This window comes from Azotobacter vinelandii CA (assembly GCF_000380335.1).
Taxonomy (GTDB): Bacteria; Pseudomonadota; Gammaproteobacteria; order Pseudomonadales; family Pseudomonadaceae; genus Azotobacter; species Azotobacter vinelandii.
Map to the genome: position 1 here is coordinate 476,558 of NC_021149.1, position 24,827 is coordinate 501,384.

Genomic DNA, 24,827 nt, shown 5'->3' on the forward strand with positions numbered 1-24,827 from the left:
GGACTGACGTACGGCTATACAAGTATCGTCGGCCCCGGGCCGAAGGGAAATGGCTGCGGTCGGGCAGGCGCACGGGACCGCTCGCGGCGGGAGAAGCCGCCGGCCGTTCCCTGCCTGCCCGACGCCGGGCGAGAGGCCTACAGGAGGGCGAAGGTGGCCAGGGCCTTGGCCACCAGCTTGCCGTCCTGGTGCACCTCGGCCTCGATCACCTGGGTGCGCGTGCCGTGGTGCTCGATCCAGGCACGACAGGTCAGGGCGCCCTCGCTGACCGGACGGATGTAGTTGATCTTGCACTCCAGGGTGACGCTGTTCGGCGTGCCGTCGCCCAGGCTGTGGCTGGCCTGGCCCATGGCGCTGTCGATCAGCGAGAACAGCGCGCCGCCGTGCAGCTTGCCGTGCAGGTTGCGCAGGCCGTCGTGCATGGTCAGGCGCACGCTGGCCTCGCCGCCGCCGGCGGACAGTATCTCCAGGCCGAGCAGGCGCCCGAAAGCGCTGCTCCTGCCGATTTCTTCCTCTTGCATGCTCACGGCGTCATTTCCTCAGTTGCTTGGCGTTGGCGAACAGCGCGGCCATGGCGTTGTTCGCCGGCGCCTTGTTTTCCGTGCGCGGCGCATTGCGTTCGCCGCGATTCTGTCCGCCACGGTTGCCGCCGCGCGGACCCTCGACCTTCTCGCCGGGGGTGTCGCCCATGCGCATGGACAGGCCGACGCGGTTGCGCGGGATGTCCACCTCCATCACCTTGACCCTGACGATGTCGCCGGCCTTGACGACCTCGTAGGGGTCTTTCACGAACTTCTCCGACAAGGCGCTGATGTGCACCAGGCCGTCCTGGTGCACACCGATGTCGACGAAGGCGCCGAAGTTGGTCACGTTGGTCACCACGCCTTCGAGGATCATGCCGGGCTTCAGGTCCTTGAGGCTCTCGACGCCGTCCTGGAACTCGGCGGTCCTGAACTCGGGGCGCGGGTCGCGGCCAGGCTTGTCCAGTTCCTTGAGGATGTCGGTGACGGTGGGCAGGCCGAAGGTCTCGTCGGTGAATTTCGCCGGGTCGAGGCGTTTGAGGAAGGCCGAGTCGCCGATCAGCGAACGGATATCGCGGCTGGTATCGGCGGCGATGCGCTTGACCACTGGATAGGCCTCGGGATGCACCGCCGAGGCGTCCAGCGGATTGTCGCCGTTCATCACCCGCAGGAAGCCGGCGGCCAGCTCGAAGGTCTTGTCGCCCAGGCGCGGCACCTTCTTCAGCTCGGCGCGGCTCTTGAAGGCGCCGTTGGCGTCGCGGTAGGCGACGATGTTGCCCGCCAGGGTCGCGTTGAGGCCGGAGATGCGCGCCAGCAGCGCGGCCGAGGCGGTGTTGACGTCGACGCCGACGGCGTTCACGCAGTCCTCGACCACCGCGTCCAGCGAGCGCGCCAGTTGCAGTTGGGAGACGTCGTGCTGGTACTGGCCGACGCCGATGGCCTTGGGTTCGATCTTCACCAGTTCGGCCAGCGGGTCCTGCAGGCGGCGGGCGATGGACACCGCGCCGCGCAGCGACACGTCGAGTTCCGGGAACTCCCTGGCGGCCAGCTCGGACGCCGAGTACACCGAGGCGCCGGCCTCGCTGACCATGATCTTGGTGAGCTTCAGCGCCGAGTGCTTTTTGATCAGCTCGCCGGCCAGCTTGTCGCTCTCGCGGCTCGCCGTGCCGTTGCCGATGGCGATCAGTTCCACCGCGTGCTTGGCGCACAATCTGGCGAGGGTCGCCAGGGTGCCGTCCCAGTCGTTCCTCGGCGCGTGCGGGTAGACGGTGGTGGTGTCCAGCAGCTTGCCGGTGGCATCCACCACGGCGACCTTGCAGCCGGTGCGTAGGCCGGGGTCGAGGGCCAGGGTCGTCCGCGGCCCGGCCGGGGCGGCGAGCAGCAGGTCGTGCAGGTTGCGGGCGAACACCGCGATCGCCTCGGTCTCGGCCGCCTCGCGCAGCTCGCCCAGAAGGTCGGTCTCCAGGTGAGTGTAGAGCTTGACCTTCCAGGTCCAGCGCACCACCTCGGCCAGCCACTTGTCGGCGGCGCGGCCGCGGTTGTCGATGCCGAAGCGCTCGCCGATCATGCCTTCGCAGGGATGCATGGTCCCGGGAAGCTCCTCGCCGACCTTGAGGGAAACGCTCAGCACGCCCTCGTTGCGGCCGCGGAAGATCGCCAGGGCGCGGTGCGAGGGCACGCCCTTGAGCGGCTCGTCGTGCTCGAAGTAGTCGCTGAACTTGGCCCCTTCGTTTTCCTTGCCGGCGACCAGGCGGGCGCTCAGGGTGGCCTCGCTCTTGAGGAAGCCGCGCAGCCGGTCGAGCAGGGTGGCGTCCTCGGCGAAGCGCTCCATGAGGATGTACTTGGCGCCCTCCAGCACCGCTTTCACCTCGGCGAAGCCCTTCTCGGCGTCGACGAAGCGCGCGGCTTCGGCCTCGGGGTTCAGTTGCGGGTCGCCGAACAGCGCGTCGGCCAGTTCGCCGAGGCCGGCCTCCAGAGCGATCTGGCCCTTGGTGCGGCGCTTCTGCTTGTACGGCAGGTACAGGTCTTCCAGGCGGGTCTTGGTGTCGGCCAGGCCGATCTCGCGGGCCAGCTCGGGGGTCAGCTTGCCCTGCTCCTCGATGCTGGAAAGGATCGCCGTGCGCCGTTCCTCCAGCTCGCGCAGGTAGCGCAGGCGCTCCTCCAGGGTACGCAGCTGGGTGTCGTCGAGGCTGCCGGTCACTTCTTTCCGGTAGCGGGCGATGAAGGGCACGGTGGCGCCTTCGTCGAGCAGCGCCACGGCGGCGGCGACCTGTTGCGGGCGGACGCCGAGTTCCTCGGCGATGCGGGCGTTGATGCTGTCCATACGACTTCTTCCTGCTTGGGCGGGGGAAGGTGGCCAGGCAGTGGCCACAAGGGAGCGCGATTATAGCGGCCACTTCCGTGCCGATCGAAGCTCACCGGTCGAGCATGAGGCAGTGATGGATCAACTGCTGCTCGATGCTCTGGCGTTGTCCCGGGATGAGCAGGACGACGACCGGGGGCTTTTCTTCGTCTGACGAGACCCGGCGCGAGGCCGGGTCGGAGATGTCGTTCATTGGCGCCACGGACCGGCCGCAGGGGACGGCTGTCCCTATGGCGCCCCCTCCTTGCGCGCCAGGCGCGCGAGCATCAGCAGCGACATCGAGTAGTAGTCCTCCTTCGCGAGTTGTTCGGGCGTGGCGACGGGTTCCTCTCCCCTGAGCAGGGCGGCGATCGCCTTGACGCCGACGGAGCCCGGATAGGGCGAGAGTTTGCCGCTGTTCAGGTCCACCCAGGCGTGCAACGGCTCGCAGCAGGACCAGAAGTCCGCGAAGGGCGCGAGCCGGGGCGAGGAGAGGGGCTCGCCGTCCCAGGCCAGGTAGAGCGGCACCCGCACGGCGTCGAAGCCGAAACGGGCAGGCCAGGCGGCGGCGGGCTCGAGCGTGCCGTCCGCGCCGAGGGCCAGCCAGTCGGGAGGCAATCGGTACGTCCCGAAACGCGCGCGGTCCAGCAGGCTCCGGCTGTCGTCCAGCAGCCTCTGCCAGCCGCCGCCGGGGTCGGCCCGGGCGAAGGCCCGGATGGCCGGCATCACCAGATAGGACGGGTTCAGAATGAGCTGGCCGTTCTGCTCGAAACCCTGCAGGCCGGGCAGGAGAACGGTCAGGCCCGCGTGCTCCTTGATCAGCCGGCCGGCGATCGCCTGACGGATCTTCGCCGATGCGTTCCGGTAGTCGGCGGCGTCCCAGCGCTGCGCGGCGCGCAGCAGGGCCCAGGCGATCAGCAGGTCGCCGTCGGTGGCGTTGTTGAGGTCCTGCACCGGCGGCGAGGCGGCCGGGTCGTAGCGCCACGAGAACAGGGCCAGGTCGCGGCGCTGCAGGTGCCGGCGGGTCCAGCTCCAGAGGCGGTCGAAGGTCCGGCGGTCGCCGTTGGCCTCCGCCAGCAGCATGCCCCAGCCTTGCCCTTCCGAATGGCTGACGCCCTTGTTGCCGGTGTCCAGCACGCGGCCGCCGTCGATGTAGCGGGTCTGGTAGAGCCGCCAGTATTCGTCTTCGCCGGCGCTGGCCGGCAGGCAGAAGAGCAGCAGGGCGATCAGGGCCCCCAGCGGGCCGGCTTTCCTAGCGGCCACAGTGGAATACCAGGGCGCCGCTCCGACTCCTGTCGGTGCATTGCACCTGCAGCCGCACCTCCTGGTTCTGCGCCTGGAACCAATGCTGGTACATGCCTTCGAGCACGGCGGCGATCGCCTGGCTCCAGTGCTCCGCGGTTTCCCGGGCGCCCGGATAGGCGCCATGCAGGATGCGGATCGAGCGGTTGTCGGTGCTCAGTTGCACCCAGCCCCACTCGAACCCGCCCAGCACGCCGTTCAGGGCCTTTTCCAGGGCCGCGAGGGTCGGCTGTTCCTCCAGCGGATGGGCGGCGGCGAGGCGCGAACCCACGTGGCGCAGGAAATGGCAGGCGTCGGCGGTGCCGGCCGACTGGCAGATCTCGCCCACCAGGGTCCGCACGAACGGCCACCAGGGGCGGTCGTCGTGGCGCTCGCCGTAATAGGCCAGGTTCCTGGCCGGGATGTCGTTTTCCGCTGTCAAGGAAGATTCTCCAGGGCGTGTTTGAAATAGATCGAGCCGGTCGTCTCCGAGTATTCGCCGAAGCTGTCGTGTCCGATGGTGCCGCCCACCCGGGTCTGCTCGCTCAGGCGGTATTCGAGCGTGGCGCCGCCGTTGAAGGCCATGCCGCTCTGGCTGTCGGCGCGGTAATGGGTCTCGATGGCCGGCAACGTCGTGCTCTGGCCGGCGGCGGTCAGTCCGTCGGAGAGGTTCTGCACCGCCGTGCCCAGTTGTTCGAGCTGGTTCTGCAGCGCCTTGTTCTTGGGGAAATAGGGCGCGCGCTCCTGGGTGAAGGACTGATAGCCGGCGGCCGCGCGCAGCTTCATGTCCCAGCGGTCACTCTTGAGGCTGTACTGCACGGGAAAGGATAGCCCGACGAAGTTCTCGGGACTGAAGTAGCCGCCGTGGCCCAGCGTATAGCCGCTGAGGTTCTTGTCGAAGCCCATCCAGTTCAGGTGCACGCCGGTCTGCAGTTCCCGGCTGGGGGTGTTGATGGGGCGCGCATAGGCGCCCGTGTGCAGGCCGATGGAGTGGTTGTTCTCGACGTTGTCGCCGCGATAGAGGTAATAGTCGCCGCCGACGTAGAAACCGGCGGCGCCGTTGTCGTAGGCGTACTGGGCGTTGACCCCGGTCTTGGTGACGCCGCCCCAGGTCTTGCCGCTGACCGGGTCCTTGGCGCCCGCGTAGGCGAGCAGGCTGTCGGTCACCGCGCGCCGCTCGACGCCCAGGGCGAGGTTGCCGTTCTGGCCGACCTTCGGCGTCCATTTCGCGCCGCCGACCAGGTTGGTCTTCTCGAAGCCCAGCGGCGTCGTGCCTATGTCGGCCTTGAGCGAGTCGGAGCTGTAGGCCAGGTTCAGGCCCACGCCCGTGTCGTCCTGGGATTTCGGCCGGTAGGGGGCGAGCACGCGCTGGGCGGTGGAGTTGAGCAGGGTGCTGGCGAGCCGTTCGCCCTGCTCCGCGCTCAGCCCGGCCGCCACGGCCGCGTTGCCGATCTCCTGCGCGGCCTGGCTCCTGGCCTCCGCGACGATCCCGGCGCGTTCCGCCAGGGTCAGCACCTGGCCAGCCTCCCTGGCCTGCTGCTCTCTCAATTGCAGAGCCGAGCTGGAGTAGCTCCGCACCAGTCCGTTGTAGGCGCCGAAGACGGACTCGGTCAGGCCGCTGGCCAGCGCATAGCTGCCGAAACGCTTGGCCGCGTCGCTGCCGGGCGTGCCGGCGTCCAGGCGGGTGGGCGTGGCGCTCAGCTCGATGCGGCCGTTGTCCAGCGGCACCATGGAGAGCTGCAGCGGCGCCTTGACCTCGGTCAGCTCGGACAGGCCTTTCTCGCCGTCGCGGATACGCAGGTTGGTGGCGGCGGACAGCCGGGTGGCGGTCTTCTCGCGCAGGGCGTTCAGGCGGCCCTCGATTTCGCTGGCCAGGGGATCGGCCGTCGTGGACGGAGCGCGGCCGGCAAAAGCCCGTAAGCCGGGCAGGCCGGCCAGCGGAGCGGTCGCGCGCTGCGCCGGCGTTTCGATACCGGCGTCCGCGTCGGCCTGCGCCAGGGCGGGGAACATGGCGTCGCGCGGGTCGCGGAAGGGATTGTCGCGCCTCATGAAGGCCGTCGCGCCTGCGACGCCGGCCTGGCCGGTCGCCGCCAGGTGCTTGCGCCGGGCGCTTTCGAGCAGGGCGATGGCGCGCCGGTGGTCGCCGTTCGCTTCGGCCACGCGGGCGGACAGCAGCAGCGCCGTGGCTTCGTCGAGCGACGGGCCGGCGCGCTCGATCAACTGCGCGGCGCGCCTGGCGTCGTTGCCGCCCAGGGCGGCGTTCACCGCGCCGCGCACGCCTTCGAGGTTGTCCGGCGCATCTTTCAGCACCGAGTCGTAGACCGCCGTGGCTTCCTTGTACATCTTCCCCGTGTCGTACAGGCGGCCCATGGCCAGCATTAGTTCGGTATCGCCGGGCGATTCGTCGATATGGGCCATCAGGGTGTCGTAGGCGCCCGCCAAGTCGCCGTTCTGCCGTTGCCGGTCGGCCTGGGCGACGGCGAAGCCGTTGCGCAGCCTGCGCAGGGCTTCCCGGTCCTCGGCGTTGAGATCGCCGCGTTCCAGGCGGTGGATCAGGACCTCGGCCTCGGCCACCTGGCCGGTCCTGACCAGTACGGCGACGTGCGAGAGGTAGTCGGCGGGCGCGTGGCTGGAGAGGTTGCGCAGGTCGTCGCGCACCATGTCCAGGGCCAGGGCGGGCTCGCCCAGCTCCGCCAAGGCTAGCGCCACCTCGCCGCGCACCAGCGGCTCCTCCGGCGTTTCGTCGTGCAACGCGCGCAGGGCCCGGCGCGCAGCCAGGCGGTTGGCGCCGGTGGCGGTACCGCGCACCGAGGCGATGCGTTCCCTGATCCGCAGGCGCTGTTCGAGGGCCTGGATCTGCGGGCTGGCCTGGCGTTCCGGCGGCAAGCGGCGCAGATGGGCCCTGGCGTCGTCCCAGCGCGCCTGGTCCATGGCCAGCAGCGCGGCGGCGTGCAGGGCCTCGGCATCGACGGGAGCGCTCGCCGGCGGCTCCATCAGGCGTTGCGCCTGCTGCGGGTCGCCCCTGGCATCGAGCAGCCGCGCGTAGGTCAGGCGTATCCAGGGGTTTTGCGGCGCCAGCCGCAAGGCTTCGTTCAGCAGTCGGGCGGCTTCCTCGCCGCTGCCCTGTTTGAGCAGGGCCTCGGCGCGATCGCGCAGGGCCAGTGCCTCGACCTGCTGCCGGCCGCCTTGCAGGGCGTCGGCCAGGCCGGGATTGCGGCCCAGCAGTTCGCTGGCGGCCTGCCGCTTGCCCTGGCGCAGCAGGCTGTCGTAGAGGCCGGCCAGGGCCGCCCGGTCGTTTCCGGCCGCCGCGAGCAGATCGCGATAGAGCCGTTCGGCCTCGGCGTCGCGCTGCTGGCGCAGCAGGATGTCGGCCAGCAGCAGCTTGGCGGCCCGCGGGCGTTCCCCGCTGCCGTCGGCGAGCGGCCGGGCCAGCGCCTCGGCGCTGTCCAGGTGGCCGTCGTCGCGCTTTTGCCGGGCGGTCTGCAGCTTTCCGTAGAACTCGGCGTCGGCCAGCGCCTTCGCCCAGCGGTCCTGGCTGCCGGGGGCCAGTTCGGTGGCCCTGCGCAGGCTGCTGGCGGCGTCCCGGTAGTTCTGCGCGCGCAGTTGGGCGATGCCCAGGCCGCCCCAGGCCTCGGCGTCGCGCGGGTTGTGGTTCAGCGCCAGCCTGAAGCTCTGCAGGGCCGCCGCGTTGCGTTTGCCCTGCAGCGCGTCGAAGCCGGCGGCCCTGGCGCCGTCGCCGGGCTCCTGGCGCTTGGCCGAGAGCATCGCCTGGAAGCGCGCCGCCACTTCGGTGTCGCCCGGATTGGCCGCCTCGTAGCGGCTGTAGAGGGCCTCGTCCCCGCTCCCCGCGTCCAGCCAGAGCAGGGCCTGTCGCCAGGCCGTGCGGGCCTCCGGCGATTGCGGCGCCAGATCGGCCAGTCGCTCGATGGCCTGGCGACGCGTCGCTTCCCGGTAGCTCAGCGCGCGGGCCAGGGCGAGCTTCACCTGCGGGTTGCCCGGCTGCCCGGCGTGGAGCTTTTCCAGCCCCTCGCGGGCTTCCTGCCAGTGCCCGTCGACGCCCGCCAGGGTCTGGTAATACTCCAGCGCCAGATCGGGCGGCGGCGCTCCGTCGCCGAACAGCTTGCGATAGGCCTGCACGGCGCCCGCCGAATCGCCCTGGCCGGCCATGAGCCGGGTCCTGGCCAGCGCGGACTTGTCCAGCTTGCTGCCGCGCAGGGCGGCTTCCAGTTCGCCGATACGCGCGCTGCCGGGATGGTTGTCGGCCAGCCGCTGCAGCCAGGCGCGGGCGGCCTTTTCGTCGTCCAGCGACAGCATTCCCAGCCGGTAGAGGACTTCCTCGGCGTCCGGTCGGACTTGCAGGGCGCGGTTCAGCGCCTCCCTGGCCAGGTCCGGGCGGTGGCGGGAGCGCCAGAAGTCGGCCTGTTCGAGCAGGAGCGTCATGCCGGCATCCGCCGGCTCGGCCGAAACGCCCGAGGCATGGGCGATCCCTGCGACGGCGCAGAGCACGGCCAGGGAGAGTTTTTTCAGGGCAGCGCGGGTCATGGACGGTTCCTATTCGCTCAGGCGTCGTGCCGCACGCGCACGCAGGAGGGGTTGCAAGGCGAGCGCGACGAGCAGCGCCGAGGCCAGCAATAGCGTCGCCAGCAGCGCCGGACGGTCGCTGAACAGCCAGCGGACGTGGATGTGCCAGGGGAGGGTGCCGTAGGCGAACTGCGTCCCGACGCGGAAGCTCTGCACCTGTCTGGCGCTCGCGAAATGGGTGAGGTCGCCGCGGATTTCCGCGCTGACCTCGGGGGCGTGCAGGCTCTCGACGATCTGCGGCAGCCATTGCGCCTCGCGGGCCAGGACCAGCACCAGCGCCCGCGCCGGGTCGAAGGGCGAACGGCGGCTGAGCAGCCCGCGGAACGGCTGGTCGCCGGCGAGTTGCCGCGCGGCCTCCGGCGCCTGGCTGTCCCAGTCGCCCAGAACGAAGCGGCGCACCCGTTCGAGCGGCGTCCACGGGGCGATGCGCAGTTGTCCTTTCTCCACGCGGAAGTCCGAGCCGGCGAGCAGCGGCGCCAGGGCCAGGTCGCCGTCGAGCCGGCCGATCGCCAGCAGGTCGCGCCCGGCGACCGAGGACAGCCGGGCCGGGCCGGCGAGCACCTCGACGCCCAGGGCCGGATAGCCGGTGGCTTCGCCGAAGCGCCCGAGCAGGCCGAGCATCGCCTCGATTTCCTCTTCCCGCGGCGTGCCCGGCAGCAGTACCGCCGTTTCGGAAAGGTCGGCCATTCGCGTGAAGGGGAAGCCGGCGCCGACGAAGAACGACAGGTTGGGCAGCCGGGCGAAGTGCCGGGTGCCGCTGAGGTCGATGGAGGAATCGCCGTCGATCCGGCTCAGGGCCTGTTCGGGCAGCTCCAGCGAGCAGTCCGGGTCGTCCCTGGTGCGCAGGTTGAAATGGAAGTCCAGGCGGTTGTCGCCGTAGATCAGGTAGGCGGGTATCTCGACCCTGGCCTCTTCCTGGCGGGTCTGCCGGCCGAGGTAGTGCTTGAGTCTTTCCAGCGGACCGCCTTTCAGCATTGGCAGAGAGGCCAGGTGGCGACCGTTGAGGGCGATGTCCAGATGGGTGCGGGAGGCATCCAGCCAGTCGCCTTCGGGAAAGCGGTAGCGCAGGTGCATGGGGATATTCGTCGCGCCCCACAGGAAGTTGTCCGGAGCGGCGTGGAAGTTGAGGTGCACCCCCGCCGGCGTGGGGCTCTGGCTCGCCAGGGGCTGGTCGGTCAGTTCGGCGAGGCGCACCGGCCGCTCGGCGGGCAGCCAGCGCGGCGCATCGTAGGGCGCGCGCCGTGGCGGCGCGGATGGTTCTTCCAGCAGCATACTGGCGCCTTTCAGACGGCTGGCGCCGAGCACCAGGGCGAGCGCCGCCGCGCGCTGCTCGGCCGGAGTGCGCCCGGCGATCAGCAGCAGCTTGGCGTGCGGATCGCGGGGGTTGTCCAGCATGGCCAGCGTCGGTCCCTCGATGGGCGGCAGTTGCAGGCCGTCGATGCGCTGCTCGACGAGGGCGAACAGCAGGGCGTTGCCCAGCGGCAGCGTGCCGATCGTCACCGGAAAGTCCAGGCTCCGGTAGCGGGCGAGCGCGCCGAAATGCGAGGCCGCCAGCGCGGCGCTGCGCAGGGTTTCTGCGCCGGGCTGCCCGGCCAGGACCGTGGGCAGGCGCAGCTCGCCGGGCTGCGCCTCGTCGAAGAAGGGGGCGGGCAGGAGCGCCAGATCGTTCGTCAGGGGCAGCCGGCGCAATTCCAGGGAGAGGCTGGAGTCCTTGCCGATGGCGATCTGCAGCGGCGAGCGCTCGGGCGACTCGCAGCGCTGTTCGCCGCTACGCAACCGGAGGCGCAGGCTGTTGTGGGGCAGCAGCAACAGGGGGTTGACGGCGATCTCGACGAAGTCGTCGAGCGGTTCGCCGGCGGTCAGGCGCAGGTCGTCGAGCGTCTCGCCGTTGAGCAGAACCTCCAGGCGGGCGTCGGCCGGCAGCTTGTCCGAGTGACGGACGTGCAGGTCGAGCCGGGCTTCGCTGACGATCTGCTGGCGACCGATCGAAAAGGGGATGTCCACTTCGGCCCGTGCTCCGCGCAGCGTCGTTCCGTCCCCGATGCCCAACTGCTCGAAGCGCAGGACCTCGATCAGGCCTGCCGCCGCGGGCGGCTGCGCGGTTGCCGAGGGGGGCGGGAGTTCCAGTTCCCCGGCCAGAAGGGGCGCTGCCGCGATGAGGCAGAGGACGCACAGGAGAAGCAGCAGGAAGGCGTTCGGTACCGCCTGGCCGGCGCGCTCCTGCGGGGTCCGGGCGTCGGTCGCTGGCGCCGGCTCCTTCCGCCGTCTGGCGGGATTGAGCAGCGTCAGGGCGTTTTTCGCCACGCTCCAGAGCGAGCGCAGGGGCCGATCCAGCCGTTTCGGAGTACTGGCGAGCCAGGCATCCGCCCGGCCCATGACGATGCGTACCAGTTCGCGCCGCTGATCGATGTCGAGCGGGCTGAAACTCAGACGCAACTCCCGCCTGCCGGCTCCCATGAGGTGTGCGGGGAACAGTGCCGTGTGGCCATTGCAGGCGATCTCGATATATTCGAGCTGGCCCGGCGGCTGAGGCATTTTCTTCACTGTCTGCGCCGGGACGACCTTGAGGCCGCCCATGGAGATATCCAGGGTTTCCCCCTGCCAACTGCGTCCGTTGTCGAAATGCAGGACGACCGGCAGTTTCAGCGTCAGCCGGGTGGTGCTGCGCAGTTGCCGGCTTTCCATTGCCACCGCAGAGGCGGCCAGCAAAAGGAGCAGGCTGAACAGTGCCCAGCCGATGCTCATCGCGAGCACCTTGGCATCGATGGGAAACCAATCGATATAGAAGTAGCGGATCAGACCCACGGCGATGGCTGTCGCCAGCAGCGCCGCAGTGAGCAGGTGCGGCCTGACCAGGGCGAAATCGAAGAAGCCCCGGTCGAGCAGTTCGCCCTTGTCGGTCACGTTGAACTTGCCGCGCTTGGGGAAAAACAGGGTGACCAGGGTCGGCTTGAGGATATGGAAGGCCAGCACCGTCTCGTACAGCTCGCCCCAGAAGGAATGGCGGTGCCGGCCCTGGATCCTGGCGTTGGCCATGATCGAGTGGGCCATGTGCGGGAGCATGTAGGCGAAGATCAGGGTGGCGGGGGCGGCGATGATGTTCTGCCCGAGCAGCAGGTAGGCGGTCGGCGCCGTCAGGAAGACGATGCGCGGCAGGGCGAACTGATAATGCAGCAAGGCGTTGAGATAGCAGAGCCGCTGCGGCAGGCGCAGACCGCGGCCCAGCAGGGGGTTGTCCAGGCGGAAGATCTGCGTCATGCCGCGCGCCCAGCGCATCCGCTGGCCGATATGCAGGGCCAGGCGCTCGGTGGCCAGGTCGGCGGCCAGCGGAACGGGCAGGAAGGCAGTGTTCCAGCCCCTGCGCTGCAGCTTGAGCGCGGTATGGGAGTCTTCGGTGACGGTTTCCACGGCGAAGCCGCCGATTTCCTCCAGGGCGCTGCGGCGGATCACCGCGCAGGAGCCGCAGAAGAACGCCGCGTTCCAGAAGTCGTTGCCCTGTTGTACGGGACCGTAGAACAGTTCGCCCTCGTTGGGAACCTCCCGCCCGGTGGCGAGGTTGCGCTCGAAGGGGTCGGGGGAGTGGAAGTGGTGCGGGGTCTGTACCAGGGCCAGCCTGGCGTCCTGCAGGAACGCCCCGACCGTGGCCTGCAGGAAGGCGCGGGTGCTGACGTGGTCGCAGTCGAAGATGCAGATCAGCTCGCCATCCGTCAGGCTCAGGGCGTTGTTCAGGTTGCCGGCCTTGGCGTGCCGGTTGTCGGACCTCGTGATGTAGCCGACGCCCGCCGCCGCGGCGAAGGCGCCGAACTCGGGGCGCCGGCCGTCGTCGAGCAGGTAGACGCGCAGCTTGTCCGCCGGGTAGTCGATGTTCTGCGCGGCCAGCACGGTGTCCTGGACGACGTCGAGGCTTTCGTTGTAGGTCGGAATGTAGACATCGACCGTCGGCCATTGCGAGAGGTCTTCCGGCAGCGGCCGGATCGCCCGTTTCAGCGGCATGACGGTCTGGAAATAGCCCAGCGTCAGGATCATCCAGACGTAGACTTCGGCCAGATAGAGCCCCGTGCCCAGGAAGGCCTCCAGGCTATTGTCGAATACCAGTGTCTGGGTGGTCCGCCAGTACAGGTAGCGGGTGGAGACGGCGACCGAGACGACGATCAGGATCAGCGTGACGGTATAGGACTGGAGCCGGCCCAGCAGCAGCATGAGCAGGATCATGCACACGCCCATCCCCACCTGCGTGGAAATGTCGAGCGGCACGGTGACGAACAGCAGCAGGGCCGGACTGGCGGCGAGTATCAGAATGAAGGCCGACAGCCCTGCTTTCCGGGAGGGGGGAGGCATGATGGGTCACCTGCGTGGCATCGGCCGTTCATCCCTGGCGGCGCACGCCGGAGGCGTGGGGCTCCAGGTCTCCGAGCAGCCGCCCGAGCCGGCGGGCGATCGTGTCGAGATCGTGGGCGGCCGCGGAGCTGGGGTCGAAAGCGAAAATCGATTGTTGCGAGGCGAGCGCCTCGGCCAGGGCTTCGTCCCGGTGCACCAGTCCGAGCAGCGACCCCTGCAGCCGCGCGCGCATGAGTTCCGTGGTGTCGGCGCTCAGGCGACGGCGGCGATCGACCTGGTTGATGATGTAGAGGACCGGCAGGGGACTCCGGGTGGCCTGCGGCACGTAGAAGAAGCCCTGCTCGATCTGCGGCAGCAGCGAAACGGACGCGGCGTCGGCCAGCAGGACCGCGATGCGGACGTCGGCGATGGCATTCAGGGCATTCAGCGCCGGCGAGGGGCCCGGCGGCGTATCGGCCAGCACCACCATGCGCGGGATCGACAGGATTCCCCGCAGGGCCTCCTCCAGGAAGCCCGGCGTCTCGGCGAGGAGGGCCTCGAAGCGCAGCCTTTGCGCCTCGCCGACCATGCCGTAGGGCAGCAGCCCGATGCCGCCGGAGGTCTGGAGCGCCAGTCGCCGCCAGTCGGATTGCTCGGCGTGGGCCACGTAACCGCGCAGGTCGCCGAGGGCGACGGCGAAATGCAGGCGCAGGGCGTTCTGCACATCGAAGTCGATGACCGTGACCGGCAGGCCGAGTCGTTGCAGGGCGAAGGCGAGCCCCGCGGTGAGCGTGGTCCTGCCCACCCCGCCCTTGGGGGAGGCGATGCAGATCAGCGGCATGTGCCGATGTCTCGCAGGAGACTTTTCAGGGAGACTTCGGATTGTTCCTGGCGGCTGTCCCGGTCACTCGGCGGGGTGCTCCGGAAGAGCCTGCCGAAGGGGTTGCCCACCGCGGCCTGGGCGGGCTCCGGAGCGCCGAAGAGCGTTGCGGCCGCCGGCGCGGGCGAGGCATCCATCGCCTGCGCGGGACGGGCGGCGGCCGGTGCAGGGGCGACGCTTTCGAGCGGGAACGGGGCCGGCCGGGGAGCGGCGTTCGGCATGCGCGGCGCTTCCAGGGGCACGTCGCCTTCCTGCTGCACCGCCTGCAGCAGCGCCCATGGGGATGCCTGGCCGGTGGCGTTGCCCGCGAACTCCCGATAGGCGCCCGGCGAGCCGTTCGTCTGCTGCATCAGTCGTTTTACATCGTCCTGCACGATCAACTCCAGGTTCGTACCTGTGCGTCGAGGCTGAAAGCCCGCGCATGTACAGGCGTCGGTTGTGGTGGGAACGGTCATCGGGAAGGCGCGGCAACGATCTTCGTCGGTTTTTTGACGATTCTTTTCGCAGTTGCGGAGTGGTGTCAAAACTACATTAGTTTAGTATCACGAACAATAGTTCCAAGAGGCTCCTCGGGCGGGCGTGACTTTTTGTAGCAGATGACCGTTGAACGGAGCTGGCGAACCAGTGTCGCGTTATCGGCGATCCATGGGAATACGACGACAATCCAATAAGGACGAACCGCGTCCCCGCTCCGTGCGACACGATCGGCCGGGATTCGCCATGCCTCGGAAAGCCTGCGCTGGCGGGATGCCCGGCGCCGGGTAAAATCTGCTAACAATGGTCGGCGGCCCGGCCCTGCGGGCTGCGTCATAATGGCGCCCGATCGCCGTCAGGAGTCCCGATGAACAGCACAGCCAGCGCCACGCCGGAAGGCGAAAAGATTCTTGTCGTCGACGACGACCCACGTCTGCGGCACCTGCTGGAGCGCTTTCTCAGCGAGCAGGGCTACCGCGTGCGGGCCGTGGAGAACGTCGAGCAGATGGACCGCCTGCTCGGTCGCGAACTCTTCAACCTGGTGGTGCTCGACCTGATGCTGCCCGGCGAGGACGGCATGTCCGCCTGTCGCCGGCTGCGTGCGAGCGACAACCAGGTGTCGATCATCATGCTCACCGCCAAGGGCGACGAGGGCAGTCGTATCCAGGGGCTGGAGCAGGGCGCCGACGATTACCTGGCCAAGCCGTTCAATCCCCGCGAGCTGCTGGCGCGGATCAAGGCCGTGTTGCGCCGCCAGGTGCCGGTGGTGCCGGGTGCGCCGGCCAGCGAGGACGAGATCGTCAGCTTCGGCGACTACCGCCTGTCCCTGGCCACCCGCGAACTGATGAAGGGCGACCAGGTGCAGATGCTCACCACCGGCGAGTTCGCCGTGCTCAAGGCGCTGGTCCAGCATGCCCGCGAGCCGCTGACCCGCGACAAGCTGATGAACCTCGCCCGCGGCCGCGAATGGGACGCGCTGGAGCGCTCCATCGACGTGCAGATCTCGCGCCTGCGCCGGCTGATCGAGCCGGACCCGTCCAAGCCGCGCTACATCCAGACCGTCTGGGGCGTCGGCTACGTCTTCGTGCCGGACGGCGCCAAGTCGTAGGGCGCCGGACGGCCGCCGACTTTCCCCACCGGTCCGAGCGCTGGAAAACCGCCTGGTAGGGCGTTCCGCCCTGCCGCCGATCTTGTGATTGCCATCGATGAAAACACCGGTCTGGTTCCCGCAAAGCTTCTTCGCCCGCACCCTCTGGTTGGTGCTGCTGGTCGTGCTGTTCTCCAAGGCGCTGACCCTCGTCTATCTGATGATGAACGAGGACGTGCTGGTGGACCGCCAGTACAGCCACGGCGCCGCGCTGACCCTGCGCGCCTACTGGGCCGCGGACGAGCGCGACCAGCCGCGTATCGCCGAGGCGGCCGGCCTGGTGCGGGGCGCGCCGGAAAACGTGCCGCTCGGCGAGCACCACTGGCCGTACAGCGAGATCTTCCAGCGCCAGATGCAGGACGAGCTGGGACCGGAAACCCAGGTACGCATGCGCGCCCAGCCGAACCTGGCGCTCTGGGTACATGCGCCCAGCCTGGGAGCGGACTGGGTGCGCATCCCCATGTATCCGCATCCGCTGCGCGGCCAGCGGATCTGGAGCGTGCTCGGCTGGTTCCTCGGCATCGGCCTGCTCTCCACCGCCGCGGCCTGGATCTTCGTCCGCCAGTTGAGCGCGCCGCTCAAGCTGCTGGTGTTCGCCGCCCGGCAGATCGGCCAGGGGCGCAGCGTGCGCCTGCCGGTCAGCGACACGCCGAGCGAGATGACCGAACTGTACCGCGCCTTCAACCAGATGGCCGCCGACGTCGAGCAGGCCAGCCGCGAGCGCGAACTGATGCTCGCCGGGGTGTCCCACGACCTGCGCACGCCCCTGACCCGCCTGCGCCTGTCCCTGGAACTGCTCGGCAACGACTCCGAACTGACCGAGGAGATGGTGCGCGACATCGAGGACATGGACGCCATCCTCGACCAGTTCCTCGCCTTCATCCGCGACGGTCGCGACGAGACGGTGGAACAGCTCGAACTGGGCGAGCTGGTGCAGGAGGTGGTGGCGCCGTTCAATCAGAAGGGCGACAAGGTGCACCTGTCCCTACAGCCGATCCCGCCGTTCCCGCTGCGCAGGGTGTCGATCAAGCGGCTGCTCGGCAACCTGGTGCAGAACGCCCTGCGCCACGGCGGCGAGCAGGTCGAGGTCGCCGCCTACGTGGCCGGAGACCAGAGCGCGCCCTACGTGGTACTCAGCGTGCTCGACCGCGGCGCCGGCATCGACCCGGCGGAGATGGGCGAGATCTTCAACCCCTTCACCCGCGGCGACCGCGCCCGCGGCGGCACCGGCACCGGCCTGGGTCTGGCCATCGTCAAGCGCATCGCCGCCCAGCACGGCGGCAGCGTCGAACTGCGCAACCGCCAGGGCGGCGGCCTGGAGGCGCGGGTCTGTCTGCCGCTGGGGCTGATGCTGCCGCGCGACGCGGTGTGAGGAACGTACGCCGGGGCGACGCATGCGTCGCCCGTTTCCGGCTCAGCCCTTGCCGCGGGTCCGCGTCAGCCCGTGCTCGGCGTTCTTCTCCAGGTATTCGATGATGATCCCCGCGACGTCCTTGCCGGTGGTGGTCTCGATGCCCTCCAGGCCGGGGGAGGAGTTCACTTCCATCACCAGCGGGCCGTGATTGGAGCGCAGGATGTCCACCCCGGCGACGTTCAGGCCCATCACCTTGGCGGCGCGGATCGCCGTCATGCGTTCTTCCGGGGTGATCTTGATCAGGCTGGCGGTGCCGCCGCGGTGCAGGTTGGAGCGGAACTCGCCGGGCTTGGCCTGGCGCTTCATCGCGGCGATGACCTTCTCGCCGACCACGAAGCAGCGGATGTCGGCGCCGCCGGCCTCCTGGATGTACTCCTGGACCATGATGTTCTGCTCCATGCCCATGAAGGCCTCGATCACCGATTCGGCGGCCTTCTGGGTCTCGCAGAGCACCACGCCGATGCCCTGGGTGCCTTCCAGCAGCTTGATCACCAGCGGCGCACCGCCGACCATGGCGATCAGGTCGGGAATGTCGTCCGGCGAGTGGGCGAAGCCGGTCACCGGCAGGCCGATGCCCTTGCGCGAGAGCAGTTGCAGCGAGCGCAGCTTGTCCCGCGAGCGGCTGATCGCCACCGATTCGTTGAGCGGGAACACGCCCATCATCTCGAACTGGCGCAGTACCGCGCAGCCGTAGAAGGTCACCGAGGCGCCGATGCGCGGGATCACCGCGTCGAAGCCTTCCAGCGGGCGGCCGCGGTAGTGGATCTGCGGCTTGTGGCTGGCGATGTTCATGTAGGCGCGCAGGGTGTCGATCACGACCATCTGATGCCCGCGCCGCTCGCCGGCCTCCACCAGGCGACGGGTCGAGTAGAGGCGCGGGTTGCGCGACAGCACGGCGATTTTCATTGGACACCAAGCAGCTTGGGGAGGGTGGGTTTGTCTTGCACGTAGGTCAGCGCCGGGTTGACCACCAGTTGACCGTCGACCAGGGCCCGCGAGCCGAGCAGCACGCGGTAGCGCATGGCCTTGCGGCAGGTCAGGGTGAACTCCACCGGCCAGGTGCGGTCGCCGAGCGCCAGGGTGGTGAGGATGACGTAGCGGGTCTGGGTCTGGCCGTTGGAGCTCTTGATGGTCTTCACGGCCACCAGGGGCGCCTGGCAATGGCGATGGCGCAGTTGCACCAGGGTTCCGAGGTGCGCGGTGAAGCGCACCCAGGGGCGCCCGTCGCGTTCGAACTGCACCACTTCGGTGGCGTGCAGGGTCGAGGTGCTGGCGCCGGTATCGATCTTCGCCCGCAGCCCGGCGACGCCGAGGTCGGGCAGGTCGATCCATTCGCGCAGACCAATCACCGAAAGATGGTCGAATGTCTTCAAGAAGGCGGCGCTCCACAGTCGGTGTGAGGCATTCTAATCGGCACGACCGGCAACCGCACCTGTTCAGGCCGGCGTAGAGGTGATCGACAAGCATGAACGAAAAAGATGACGAAAAGATCCGTCTGGACAAGTGGCTCTGGGCGGCGCGTTTCTACAAGACCCGGGCGTTGGCCAAGGAGGCCATCGAGGGCGGCAAGGTGCACTGCCGCGGCGAGCGCTGCAAGCCCTCGAAGGAGCCGAGGATCGGCGACGAACTGACCATCCGCAGCGGCTTCGACGAGCGCACCGTGGTGATCCGCGCGCTCAGCGCGGTGCGCCGTGGCGCGCCCGAGGCCCAGCGGCTCTACGAGGAGACCGCCGAGAGCCGGACCAGGCGCGAGGAAGCCGCGGCCCTGCGCAAGGCCGGCGCCCTCGGCCTGGAGACCTCGGGCCGGCCGACCAAGAAACAGCGCCGGCAACTGTTCCAGTTCCGCGAGGAGCGCTGAAGGCGCGTCCTGCGGGCGGGCTCAGAGCAGCGGGATGCTGTAGGTGACGATCAGGCGGTTCTCGTCCAGGTCGCGACTGTCGTTGCCGCGCAGCGCGGCGTTGCGCCAGGACAGGCCGACGCCCTTGAGCGGGCCGCCCTGTATCGCGTAGTCGACACGGATGTTGCGTTCCCATTCCCGCTTGTCGCTGCCGGCGGCGTCGATGTCGTCGCCGCTGACATAGGCCAGGCTGGCCTTCAGGCCCGGCACGCCGACCTGGGCGAAGTCGTAGGCATACTTGGCTACCCAGGAGTTCTCGCCAGCGCTGGCGAACTTGCCGAGTTGCGAGTCGGTGATCAGGTACAGGCTGCGCCCGCTGCCCTGGAAGATATTCGGGAAGTCGCTGTCGCCGCTGACCTTCTGGTAGCCGGCGCTCAGCGCGTGACCGGCCAGGCTGTAGGTGAACAGGGCGCTCCACAGGTCGTTGTCGACCTCGCCGCTGCTGCCGTCGGCGCCGCTGCTGACATAGCCCTCGGCACGCCCGGAGGCGCTCTCGTTCTTGCCGTCGGAGTCGCTGTAGAAGTAGCGCAGGTCGGTCTTCAGCGAACCCACCGGCAGCTTCCAGTCGTGCACCAGGCCGAAGAAGTGCTGTTTGTAGAAGTCGCGCAGGTTGCCGTAGTAGTACTGCAGCAGCAGATCCTTGGTGGCCTTGTAGTCGGCGCCGGCGAAGTAGAACTCGTTGCTGAACTGGGCCTTGCTGCCGCTGTTGGCGCCGGAGATCGACAGGCCGTAACTGTCGCTGGAGTTGCGTTCGGTGGAGTGCTCGATCTTGCCGGCGGTCAGGGTCAGGTCCTTGATCTCGTTGGAGGTGATCTGCGCGCCATGGAACAGTTGCGGCAGCAGGCGGCCGTCGTTGTAGACCAGCACCGGCATCTTCGGCAGCAAGGTGCCGAGGCGCGCCTCGGTCCTGGAGAAGCGCAGCTTGCCGGTCACGCCAACGCGGCCGAAGTCGGTCTTGCCCTTGCCGTTGCTTTCCAGCGGGAACATGCCGCCTGGGCTGCGTTCGATGTCCGCCTTGCCGGAGCGGCCGCCGCCGTCGAGGCGAAGGGCGTGCATGGCCAGCACGTCGAGGCCGAAGCCGACCGGACCCTCGGTGAAGCCGGACTTGTAGTCGAGGAAGAACGCCTGGCCCCACTCCTCGGAGCGCGGCGCGTCCTGGTTGCGGACGTCCTGGTTGATGTAGAAGTTCTTGAGGCTCAGCGTGGCCTTGCTGTCCTTGATGAACTCCGCCTGGGCCATGGAAGGAATGGCCAGCACTGCCGCCAGCGCGGACAGGGCCATGCTCCGGGCGAGTGGCGCCACGGTTTCGTTTTCCGAACGGATCTCGCGCGGTGCTTCCCGTCGTCGTGGGGAAACCGCCATGGCGAGGCGGATATCCGCGAGGCTGCGTGCCGGGACGGTGGGGAGGGACGGATGCAGCGAAAAGCCTGGGGTCGTGTTCTTCATTGTTGTTGTCATCGGCGAAAGGTCGGTGAAAAAGTCGTGAAAGACCCCCTCCGCGGTCGTGGATGCGTCGGACGGAAGAGGGGGCGGTCCGGCGCTGATCGCCGGGGCCGGCGGATCAGGGGCCGGAGCGGGCGTGGGCTGGGGCGGTCATGGGCGCTTCCGGTTTCTTGTTGTCGTTGTGGGGCGGTTGGAGTTGCCTGTCGCCCCTCTCCCTGGCCCTCTCCCCAAGGGGAGAGGGGAGGCGGCGGTGTAGCCTTCTCCCCTCGCCCAGGTGTGGGAGTGGGGCCGGGGGAGAGGGGGGCTTTACAGCGCCTCGCGGCTCGGCTGGCCGTCGACCAGGCGCAGGATGCCCAGCGGGTTGGCGTTCTTCAGCGCGTCCGGCAGCAGTTCGTCCGGGTAGTTCTGGTAGCACAGCGGGCGCAGGAAGCGCTCGATCGCCAGCGTGCCCACCGAGCTGCCGCGGGCGTCCGAGGTGGCCGGGTAAGGGCCGCCGTGGACCATCGCATCGCACACCTCCACCCCGGTCGGGTAGCCGTTGACCAACAGGCGCCCGGCCTTCTGCTCGAGCACCGGCACCAGGGACGCGAAGGCGGACAGGTCCGCCGGCTCGGCGATCAGGGTGGCGGTGAGCTGGCCGTGCAGGGCCGGCAGGGCGCGGACCAGTTCGGCCTGGTCGGCGACCTCGACGACCACGGTGGTCGGGCCGAAGACCTCTTCCTGCAGCAGTTCGTCGCCGTCCAGCAGCAGGGCGACGTCGGCCTGGAACAGTTGCGGCCGGGCCTGCCGGCCTTCCTGCTTCTGGCCGGCCAGGTGCCTGACCTTCGGGTGGGCGTGCAGGGCGGCGATGCCCTGCTCGTAGCTCTTCAGGGTGCCGGCGTTGAGCATGGTCTGCGGGCCCTGTTCGGCCATGGCGGCGACGAAGACCTCCAGGAAGGCGGAGAACTGCGCCGAGCGCAGGCCGAGGATCAGCCCGGGGTTGGTGCAGAACTGCCCGCAGCCCATCGTCACCGAGGCGGTCAGCTCCTTGGCGATCTGCTCGCCGCGTTGCTCGAGCGCCTCGGGCAGCAGCAGCACCGGGTTGATGCTCGACATCTCGGCGAACACCGGGATCGGCTGCGCGCGGGCGGCGGCCATGTCGCAGAGGGCGCGGCCGCCCTTGAGCGAGCCGGTGAAGCCGACCGCCTGGATCGCCGGGTGCTTGACCAGCGCCTCGCCGACGCCGTTGCCGTAGATCATGTTGAACACCCCGGCGGGCATGCCGGTCTTCCCGGCGGCGCGGACGATGGCGTCGGCGACGCACTCGGCGGTGGCCATGTGGCCGCTGTGCGCCTTGAACACCACCGGGCAGCCGGCGGCGAGGGCGGCGGCGGTGTCGCCGCCGGCGGTGGAAAAGGCCAGCGGGAAGTTGGAGGCGCCGAACACGGCGACCGGGCCGAGGCCGATGCGGCACTGGCGCAGGTCGACGCGCGGCAGCGGCTGACGCTCGGGCAGGGCGCGGTCGATGCGCGCGCCGTGGAAGTCGCCGCGGCGCAGGAGCTGGGCGAACAGGCGCATCTGGTTGCTGGTGCGGCCGCGCTCGCCCTGGATGCGCGCGGCGGGCAGGGCGGTCTCGCGGCCGACCAGGGCGACGAAGTCGTCGCCGAGGGCGTCGAGTTCGGCGGCGATGGCGTCGAGGAAGTCGGCGCGGCGGGCGGCGGGCAGGGCGCGGTAGGTCGGGTAGGCGGTGGCGGCGGCCTCGGCGGCGGCGTTCACCTCGGCGGGGGTGGCCTGGTAGAAGTCATAGGATAACTTTTCGCCGGTGCTGGCGTCGACGCTGTGGACGCGGATGTCGCCCGCGTTGCTGCGGGTTCCCGCGATGTAGTTCTTGCCTTCGATCCGCATTGCTTCAACTCCTCTGGCGATAAGGGGGTCGCGGTTGTTGACGGACTGTCCGGGCGAGCGCCCGGCCGGGGAATCGGCAGGAACTGTACCTCTTCGAATGTTGAATGTCATCATATGACTTGATCGGTTATCGCATCTATCGGCCGGGTGGTCCGTTGGCGAGGCGTGCGTGGCCGGACTGCTTCCTGCTGCGAAGAGCGGCGGCAGGCATGCCGGCAGCACAGGTCTTCGACGCCGTTTTCGAAAACGGGACACTATTGTCGTACGACTTGGGCGTATGATGACATCTCCGGAACACAGTCGAACCGAGCATCGAAATGAGCAACGAAAGCACACTACCGCGCCCGCGCCGCAAGAGCCGCAGCCTTGCCCAGGATCTGGTGGCCGAACTGACCCGGCAGATCCGCGAAGGGCAGATCAAGTGCGGCGAGAAGCTGCCCACCGAGTCGGAAATCATGGAGGCCCACGGGGTCAGCCGCACCGTGGTGCGCGAGGCCATCTCGCGCCTGCAGGCTTCCGGCACGGTCGAGACGCGCCACGGCATCGGCACCTTCGTGCTGGATACGCCGAGTTCCAGCGGTTTTCGCATCGACCCGGCGACCATCGTCACCCTGCGCGATGTGATGGCGATCCTCGAACTGCGCGTCAGTCTCGAAGTGGAGTGCGCCGGCCTGGCCGCCCGCCGGCGCAGCGCCGAGCAACTGGCCGCCATGCGCGCGGCGCTGGACGCCTTCAATCGCGCCGGGCATGCCAGCGACGCGGTGGCCGGCGACTTCCAGTTCCACCTGCAGATCGCCATGGCCACCGGCAATCGCTATTTCACCGACATCATGGGGCACTTCGGCACCAGCATCATCCCGCGCACCCGGCTGGATTCGGCGCATATCGCCCGCGCCGACCAGCAGCAGTACCACGCACGGTTGTGTCGCGAGCACGAGGAAATCTACGCGGCCATCGCCCGCCAGGATGCCGACGCGGCGCGCGCCGCCATGCGCCTGCACCTGACCAACAGCCGCGAGCGGCTACGCCAGGCCCACGAGGAAGCCGAATCCCGGCAGACCGACTCCACGTCCTAGCCGTCCGCTCCGCGAATTGCGGCCCGCACCGGGCGGGCCATGGCCTGCATGGCTGTATGGCCACTCCGGCCTTTCCTGGCGATCATCCTTCATTCCTTCATTCCTTCATTCCTTCATTCCTTCATTCCTTCATTCCTTCATTCCTTCATTCCTTCATTCCTTCATTCCTTCATTCCTTCATTCCTTCATTCCTTCATTCCTTCCCGTGACCGTGCGGCATGTCCGTCCGGTTGTCCGCCGTCCTTTCCCGTCCCGTCGTGTCGGCTGCTCGTCTCCGAGGCGATTCTTGCCATACCGGCACCTCCGGCGGTGCGCAAGGCTTCATGGCGATCGCCGCGATCGCCGTACTTTTCCGATAAAGATACGATGACAGTTTTTGGTGGGAAGACGCCTCGGTCGAGTCGCCGATTGCTGCGTGATATTCGATAATATTTTTTATATTCAATAAGTTATGTTTTTAGTTGAGGATGCTGCGCAGCACCTTGCGCTCGGATGAGAGGGTGTTTGGAACGAAAAGTCTTCGCAAGAGGGTGGCTTTTGCCAAAGTCATACGATAACGTATTTCAAGTCCGGTCGCCGACCGGCTCCTTCACCTCCCATGCAGGGTGCCCGAACATGACGCCACAAGAACTCAAGTCCATCCTTTCCTCCGGGCTGCTGTCCTTCCCGGTCACCGATTTCGATGCCGCCGGCGATTTCGACGCCGAGTCCTACGCCCGCCGCCTGGAATGGCTGGCGCCCTACGGCGCCAGTGCGCTGTTCGCCGCCGGCGGCACCGGCGAGTTCTTCTCGCTGGGCCTCGACGAATACCCGCGGATCATCAAGACCGCGGTCGACACCTGCGCCGGCAGCGTGCCGATCCTCGCCGGCGTCGGCGGCCCGACCCGCCAGGCCATCCACATGGCCCAGGAGGCCGAGCGGCTCGGCGCCAAGGGCCTGCTGCTGCTGCCGCACTACCTGACCGAGGCCAGCCAGGAGGGCGTCGCCGCGCATGTCGAGGCGGTCTGCAGGGCGGTGAAGATCGGCGTGGTGGTCTACAACCGCAACGTCTGCCGGCTGACCCCGGCGCTGCTCGAACAACTGGCCGAGCGTTGCCCGAACCTGGTCGGCTACAAGGACGGCCTTGGCGAGATCGAGCTGATGGTGTCGGTCCGCCACCGCCTGGGCGAGCGCTTCGCCTACCTCGGCGGCCTGCCGACCGCCGAGGTCTACGCCGCGGCCTACAAGGCGCTGGGCGTGCCGGTCTACTCCTCGGCGGTGTTCAACTTCATCCCGCGCACGGCGATGGAGTTCTACAAGGCGGTGGCCGCCGACGACCAGGTCACCGTGGGCCGGCTGATCGACGACTTCTTCCTGCCGCTGCTGGAGATCCGCAACCGCCGCGCCGGTTATGCGGTGAGCATCGTCAAGGCCGGGGTGAGGGTGATCGGCCACGACGCCGGTCCGGTGCGCGCGCCGCTGACCGACCTGCTGCCGGACGAGTACGAGCGTCTCGCCGCGCTGATCAGGAAGCTCGGCCCGCAGTGATGTCGCCCCGCCTGCGGAGCGGCGAGCGAGCCACAGGCGGGCAG

The 24,827-nt window shown here is 68.7% G+C and carries 18 protein-coding genes; 5 read left to right on the plus strand and 13 right to left on the minus strand.

Annotated elements, in window-relative coordinates:
• Positions 1 to 137: 137 nt before the first annotated feature.
• The 9 genes from AVCA_RS02325 to AVCA_RS02360 all read right to left on the minus strand — a co-directional run bounded on the left by AVCA_RS02325 (position 138) and on the right by AVCA_RS02360 (position 14,376).
• On the minus strand, positions 138 to 521 hold the full coding sequence (locus AVCA_RS02325) for a PaaI family thioesterase (protein WP_012699185.1): 384 nt from the start codon (positions 519 to 521) through the stop codon (positions 138 to 140).
• Between the two features lie 10 nt (positions 522 to 531).
• Entirely contained in the window at positions 532 to 2,844 is a 2,313-nt protein-coding gene (locus tag AVCA_RS02330; RefSeq protein ID WP_012699186.1) for a Tex family protein, read from the minus strand.
• A 91-nt stretch (positions 2,845 to 2,935) separates the two neighbouring features.
• A complete protein-coding gene (locus AVCA_RS26295; protein WP_156483686.1) occupies positions 2,936 to 3,076 on the minus strand; it encodes a hypothetical protein in 141 nt (46 codons plus the stop codon).
• A 35-nt stretch (positions 3,077 to 3,111) separates the two neighbouring features.
• Positions 3,112 to 4,125 carry a glycosyl hydrolase family 8 gene (locus AVCA_RS02335; RefSeq protein ID WP_012699187.1) on the minus strand — a complete coding sequence of 338 codons (1,014 nt, stop codon included), beginning with the start codon at positions 4,123 to 4,125 and terminating at the stop codon, positions 3,112 to 3,114.
• Complete coding sequence (gene bcsD, locus AVCA_RS02340; RefSeq protein WP_012699188.1) at positions 4,115 to 4,585, minus strand: cellulose biosynthesis protein BcsD; 471 nt, start codon at positions 4,583 to 4,585, stop codon at positions 4,115 to 4,117. The genes AVCA_RS02335 and bcsD overlap by 11 nt, the downstream gene beginning before the upstream one ends.
• The gene (locus AVCA_RS02345) at positions 4,582 to 8,685 is read right to left on the minus strand and encodes a cellulose biosynthesis protein BcsC (protein ID WP_012699189.1); all 4,104 of its coding nucleotides are present in this window, start codon (positions 8,683 to 8,685) and stop codon (positions 4,582 to 4,584) included. The genes bcsD and AVCA_RS02345 overlap by 4 nt, the downstream gene beginning before the upstream one ends.
• A gap of 9 nt (positions 8,686 to 8,694) precedes the next feature.
• Positions 8,695 to 13,062, minus strand: a complete 4,368-nt coding sequence (bcsA, locus tag AVCA_RS02350) for a UDP-forming cellulose synthase catalytic subunit (protein ID WP_012699190.1) — start codon at positions 13,060 to 13,062, stop codon at positions 8,695 to 8,697.
• 28 nt (positions 13,063 to 13,090) lie between these two features.
• Positions 13,091 to 13,882, minus strand: a complete 792-nt coding sequence (gene bcsQ / locus AVCA_RS02355) for a cellulose biosynthesis protein BcsQ (protein ID WP_012699191.1) — start codon at positions 13,880 to 13,882, stop codon at positions 13,091 to 13,093.
• Positions 13,873 to 14,376, minus strand: a complete 504-nt coding sequence (locus AVCA_RS02360) for a hypothetical protein (RefSeq protein WP_236616335.1) — start codon at positions 14,374 to 14,376, stop codon at positions 13,873 to 13,875. The genes bcsQ and AVCA_RS02360 overlap by 10 nt, the downstream gene beginning before the upstream one ends.
• A gap of 386 nt (positions 14,377 to 14,762) precedes the next feature.
• Here AVCA_RS02360 and ompR point away from each other — a divergent pair, with 386 nt between their 5' ends.
• Together ompR and AVCA_RS02370 are read left to right on the plus strand one after the other, a co-directional pair.
• Positions 14,763 to 15,503: an osmolarity response regulator transcription factor OmpR gene (gene ompR / locus AVCA_RS02365; protein WP_012699193.1), complete on the plus strand. Its 741-nt coding sequence runs from the start codon at positions 14,763 to 14,765 to the stop codon at positions 15,501 to 15,503.
• A 97-nt stretch (positions 15,504 to 15,600) separates the two neighbouring features.
• Entirely contained in the window at positions 15,601 to 16,914 is a 1,314-nt protein-coding gene (locus AVCA_RS02370; RefSeq protein ID WP_012699194.1) for an ATP-binding protein, read from the plus strand.
• 42 nt (positions 16,915 to 16,956) lie between these two features.
• Here the strand turns inward: AVCA_RS02370 and rimK are convergent, their stop codons facing one another.
• On the minus strand, positions 16,957 to 17,862 hold the full coding sequence (gene rimK / locus AVCA_RS02375; RefSeq protein ID WP_012699195.1) for a 30S ribosomal protein S6--L-glutamate ligase: 906 nt from the start codon (positions 17,860 to 17,862) through the stop codon (positions 16,957 to 16,959).
• Positions 17,859 to 18,329 carry a retropepsin-like aspartic endopeptidase RimB gene (gene rimB / locus AVCA_RS02380; protein WP_041806877.1) on the minus strand — a complete coding sequence of 157 codons (471 nt, stop codon included), beginning with the start codon at positions 18,327 to 18,329 and terminating at the stop codon, positions 17,859 to 17,861. Before rimB ends, rimK begins: the two co-directional genes overlap by 4 nt.
• Before the next feature lie 92 nt (positions 18,330 to 18,421).
• Between rimB and AVCA_RS02385 the strand changes: the two genes are divergently transcribed.
• A complete protein-coding gene (locus AVCA_RS02385) occupies positions 18,422 to 18,814 on the plus strand; it encodes an RNA-binding S4 domain-containing protein (RefSeq protein WP_012699197.1) in 393 nt (130 codons plus the stop codon).
• A 21-nt stretch (positions 18,815 to 18,835) separates the two neighbouring features.
• Here AVCA_RS02385 and AVCA_RS02390 read toward each other — a convergent pair whose 3' ends face one another.
• Positions 18,836 to 20,134, minus strand: a complete 1,299-nt coding sequence (locus AVCA_RS02390; protein ID WP_041806879.1) for an OprD family porin — start codon at positions 20,132 to 20,134, stop codon at positions 18,836 to 18,838.
• Positions 20,135 to 20,602: 468 nt separating this feature from the next.
• Positions 20,603 to 22,180: an aldehyde dehydrogenase (NADP(+)) gene (locus tag AVCA_RS02400; protein ID WP_012699199.1), complete on the minus strand. Its 1,578-nt coding sequence runs from the start codon at positions 22,178 to 22,180 to the stop codon at positions 20,603 to 20,605.
• Between the two features lie 317 nt (positions 22,181 to 22,497).
• On the opposite strand from AVCA_RS02400, the gene AVCA_RS02405 reads away from it, so the two are divergent.
• Together AVCA_RS02405 and kdgD are read left to right on the plus strand one after the other, a co-directional pair.
• Positions 22,498 to 23,256, plus strand: a complete 759-nt coding sequence (locus tag AVCA_RS02405) for a FadR/GntR family transcriptional regulator (protein WP_012699200.1) — start codon at positions 22,498 to 22,500, stop codon at positions 23,254 to 23,256.
• A 615-nt stretch (positions 23,257 to 23,871) separates the two neighbouring features.
• Positions 23,872 to 24,783, plus strand: coding sequence for a 5-dehydro-4-deoxyglucarate dehydratase (kdgD, locus tag AVCA_RS02410; protein ID WP_012699203.1), 912 nt, complete (start codon positions 23,872 to 23,874; stop codon positions 24,781 to 24,783).
• Positions 24,784 to 24,827 lie beyond the last annotated feature (44 nt).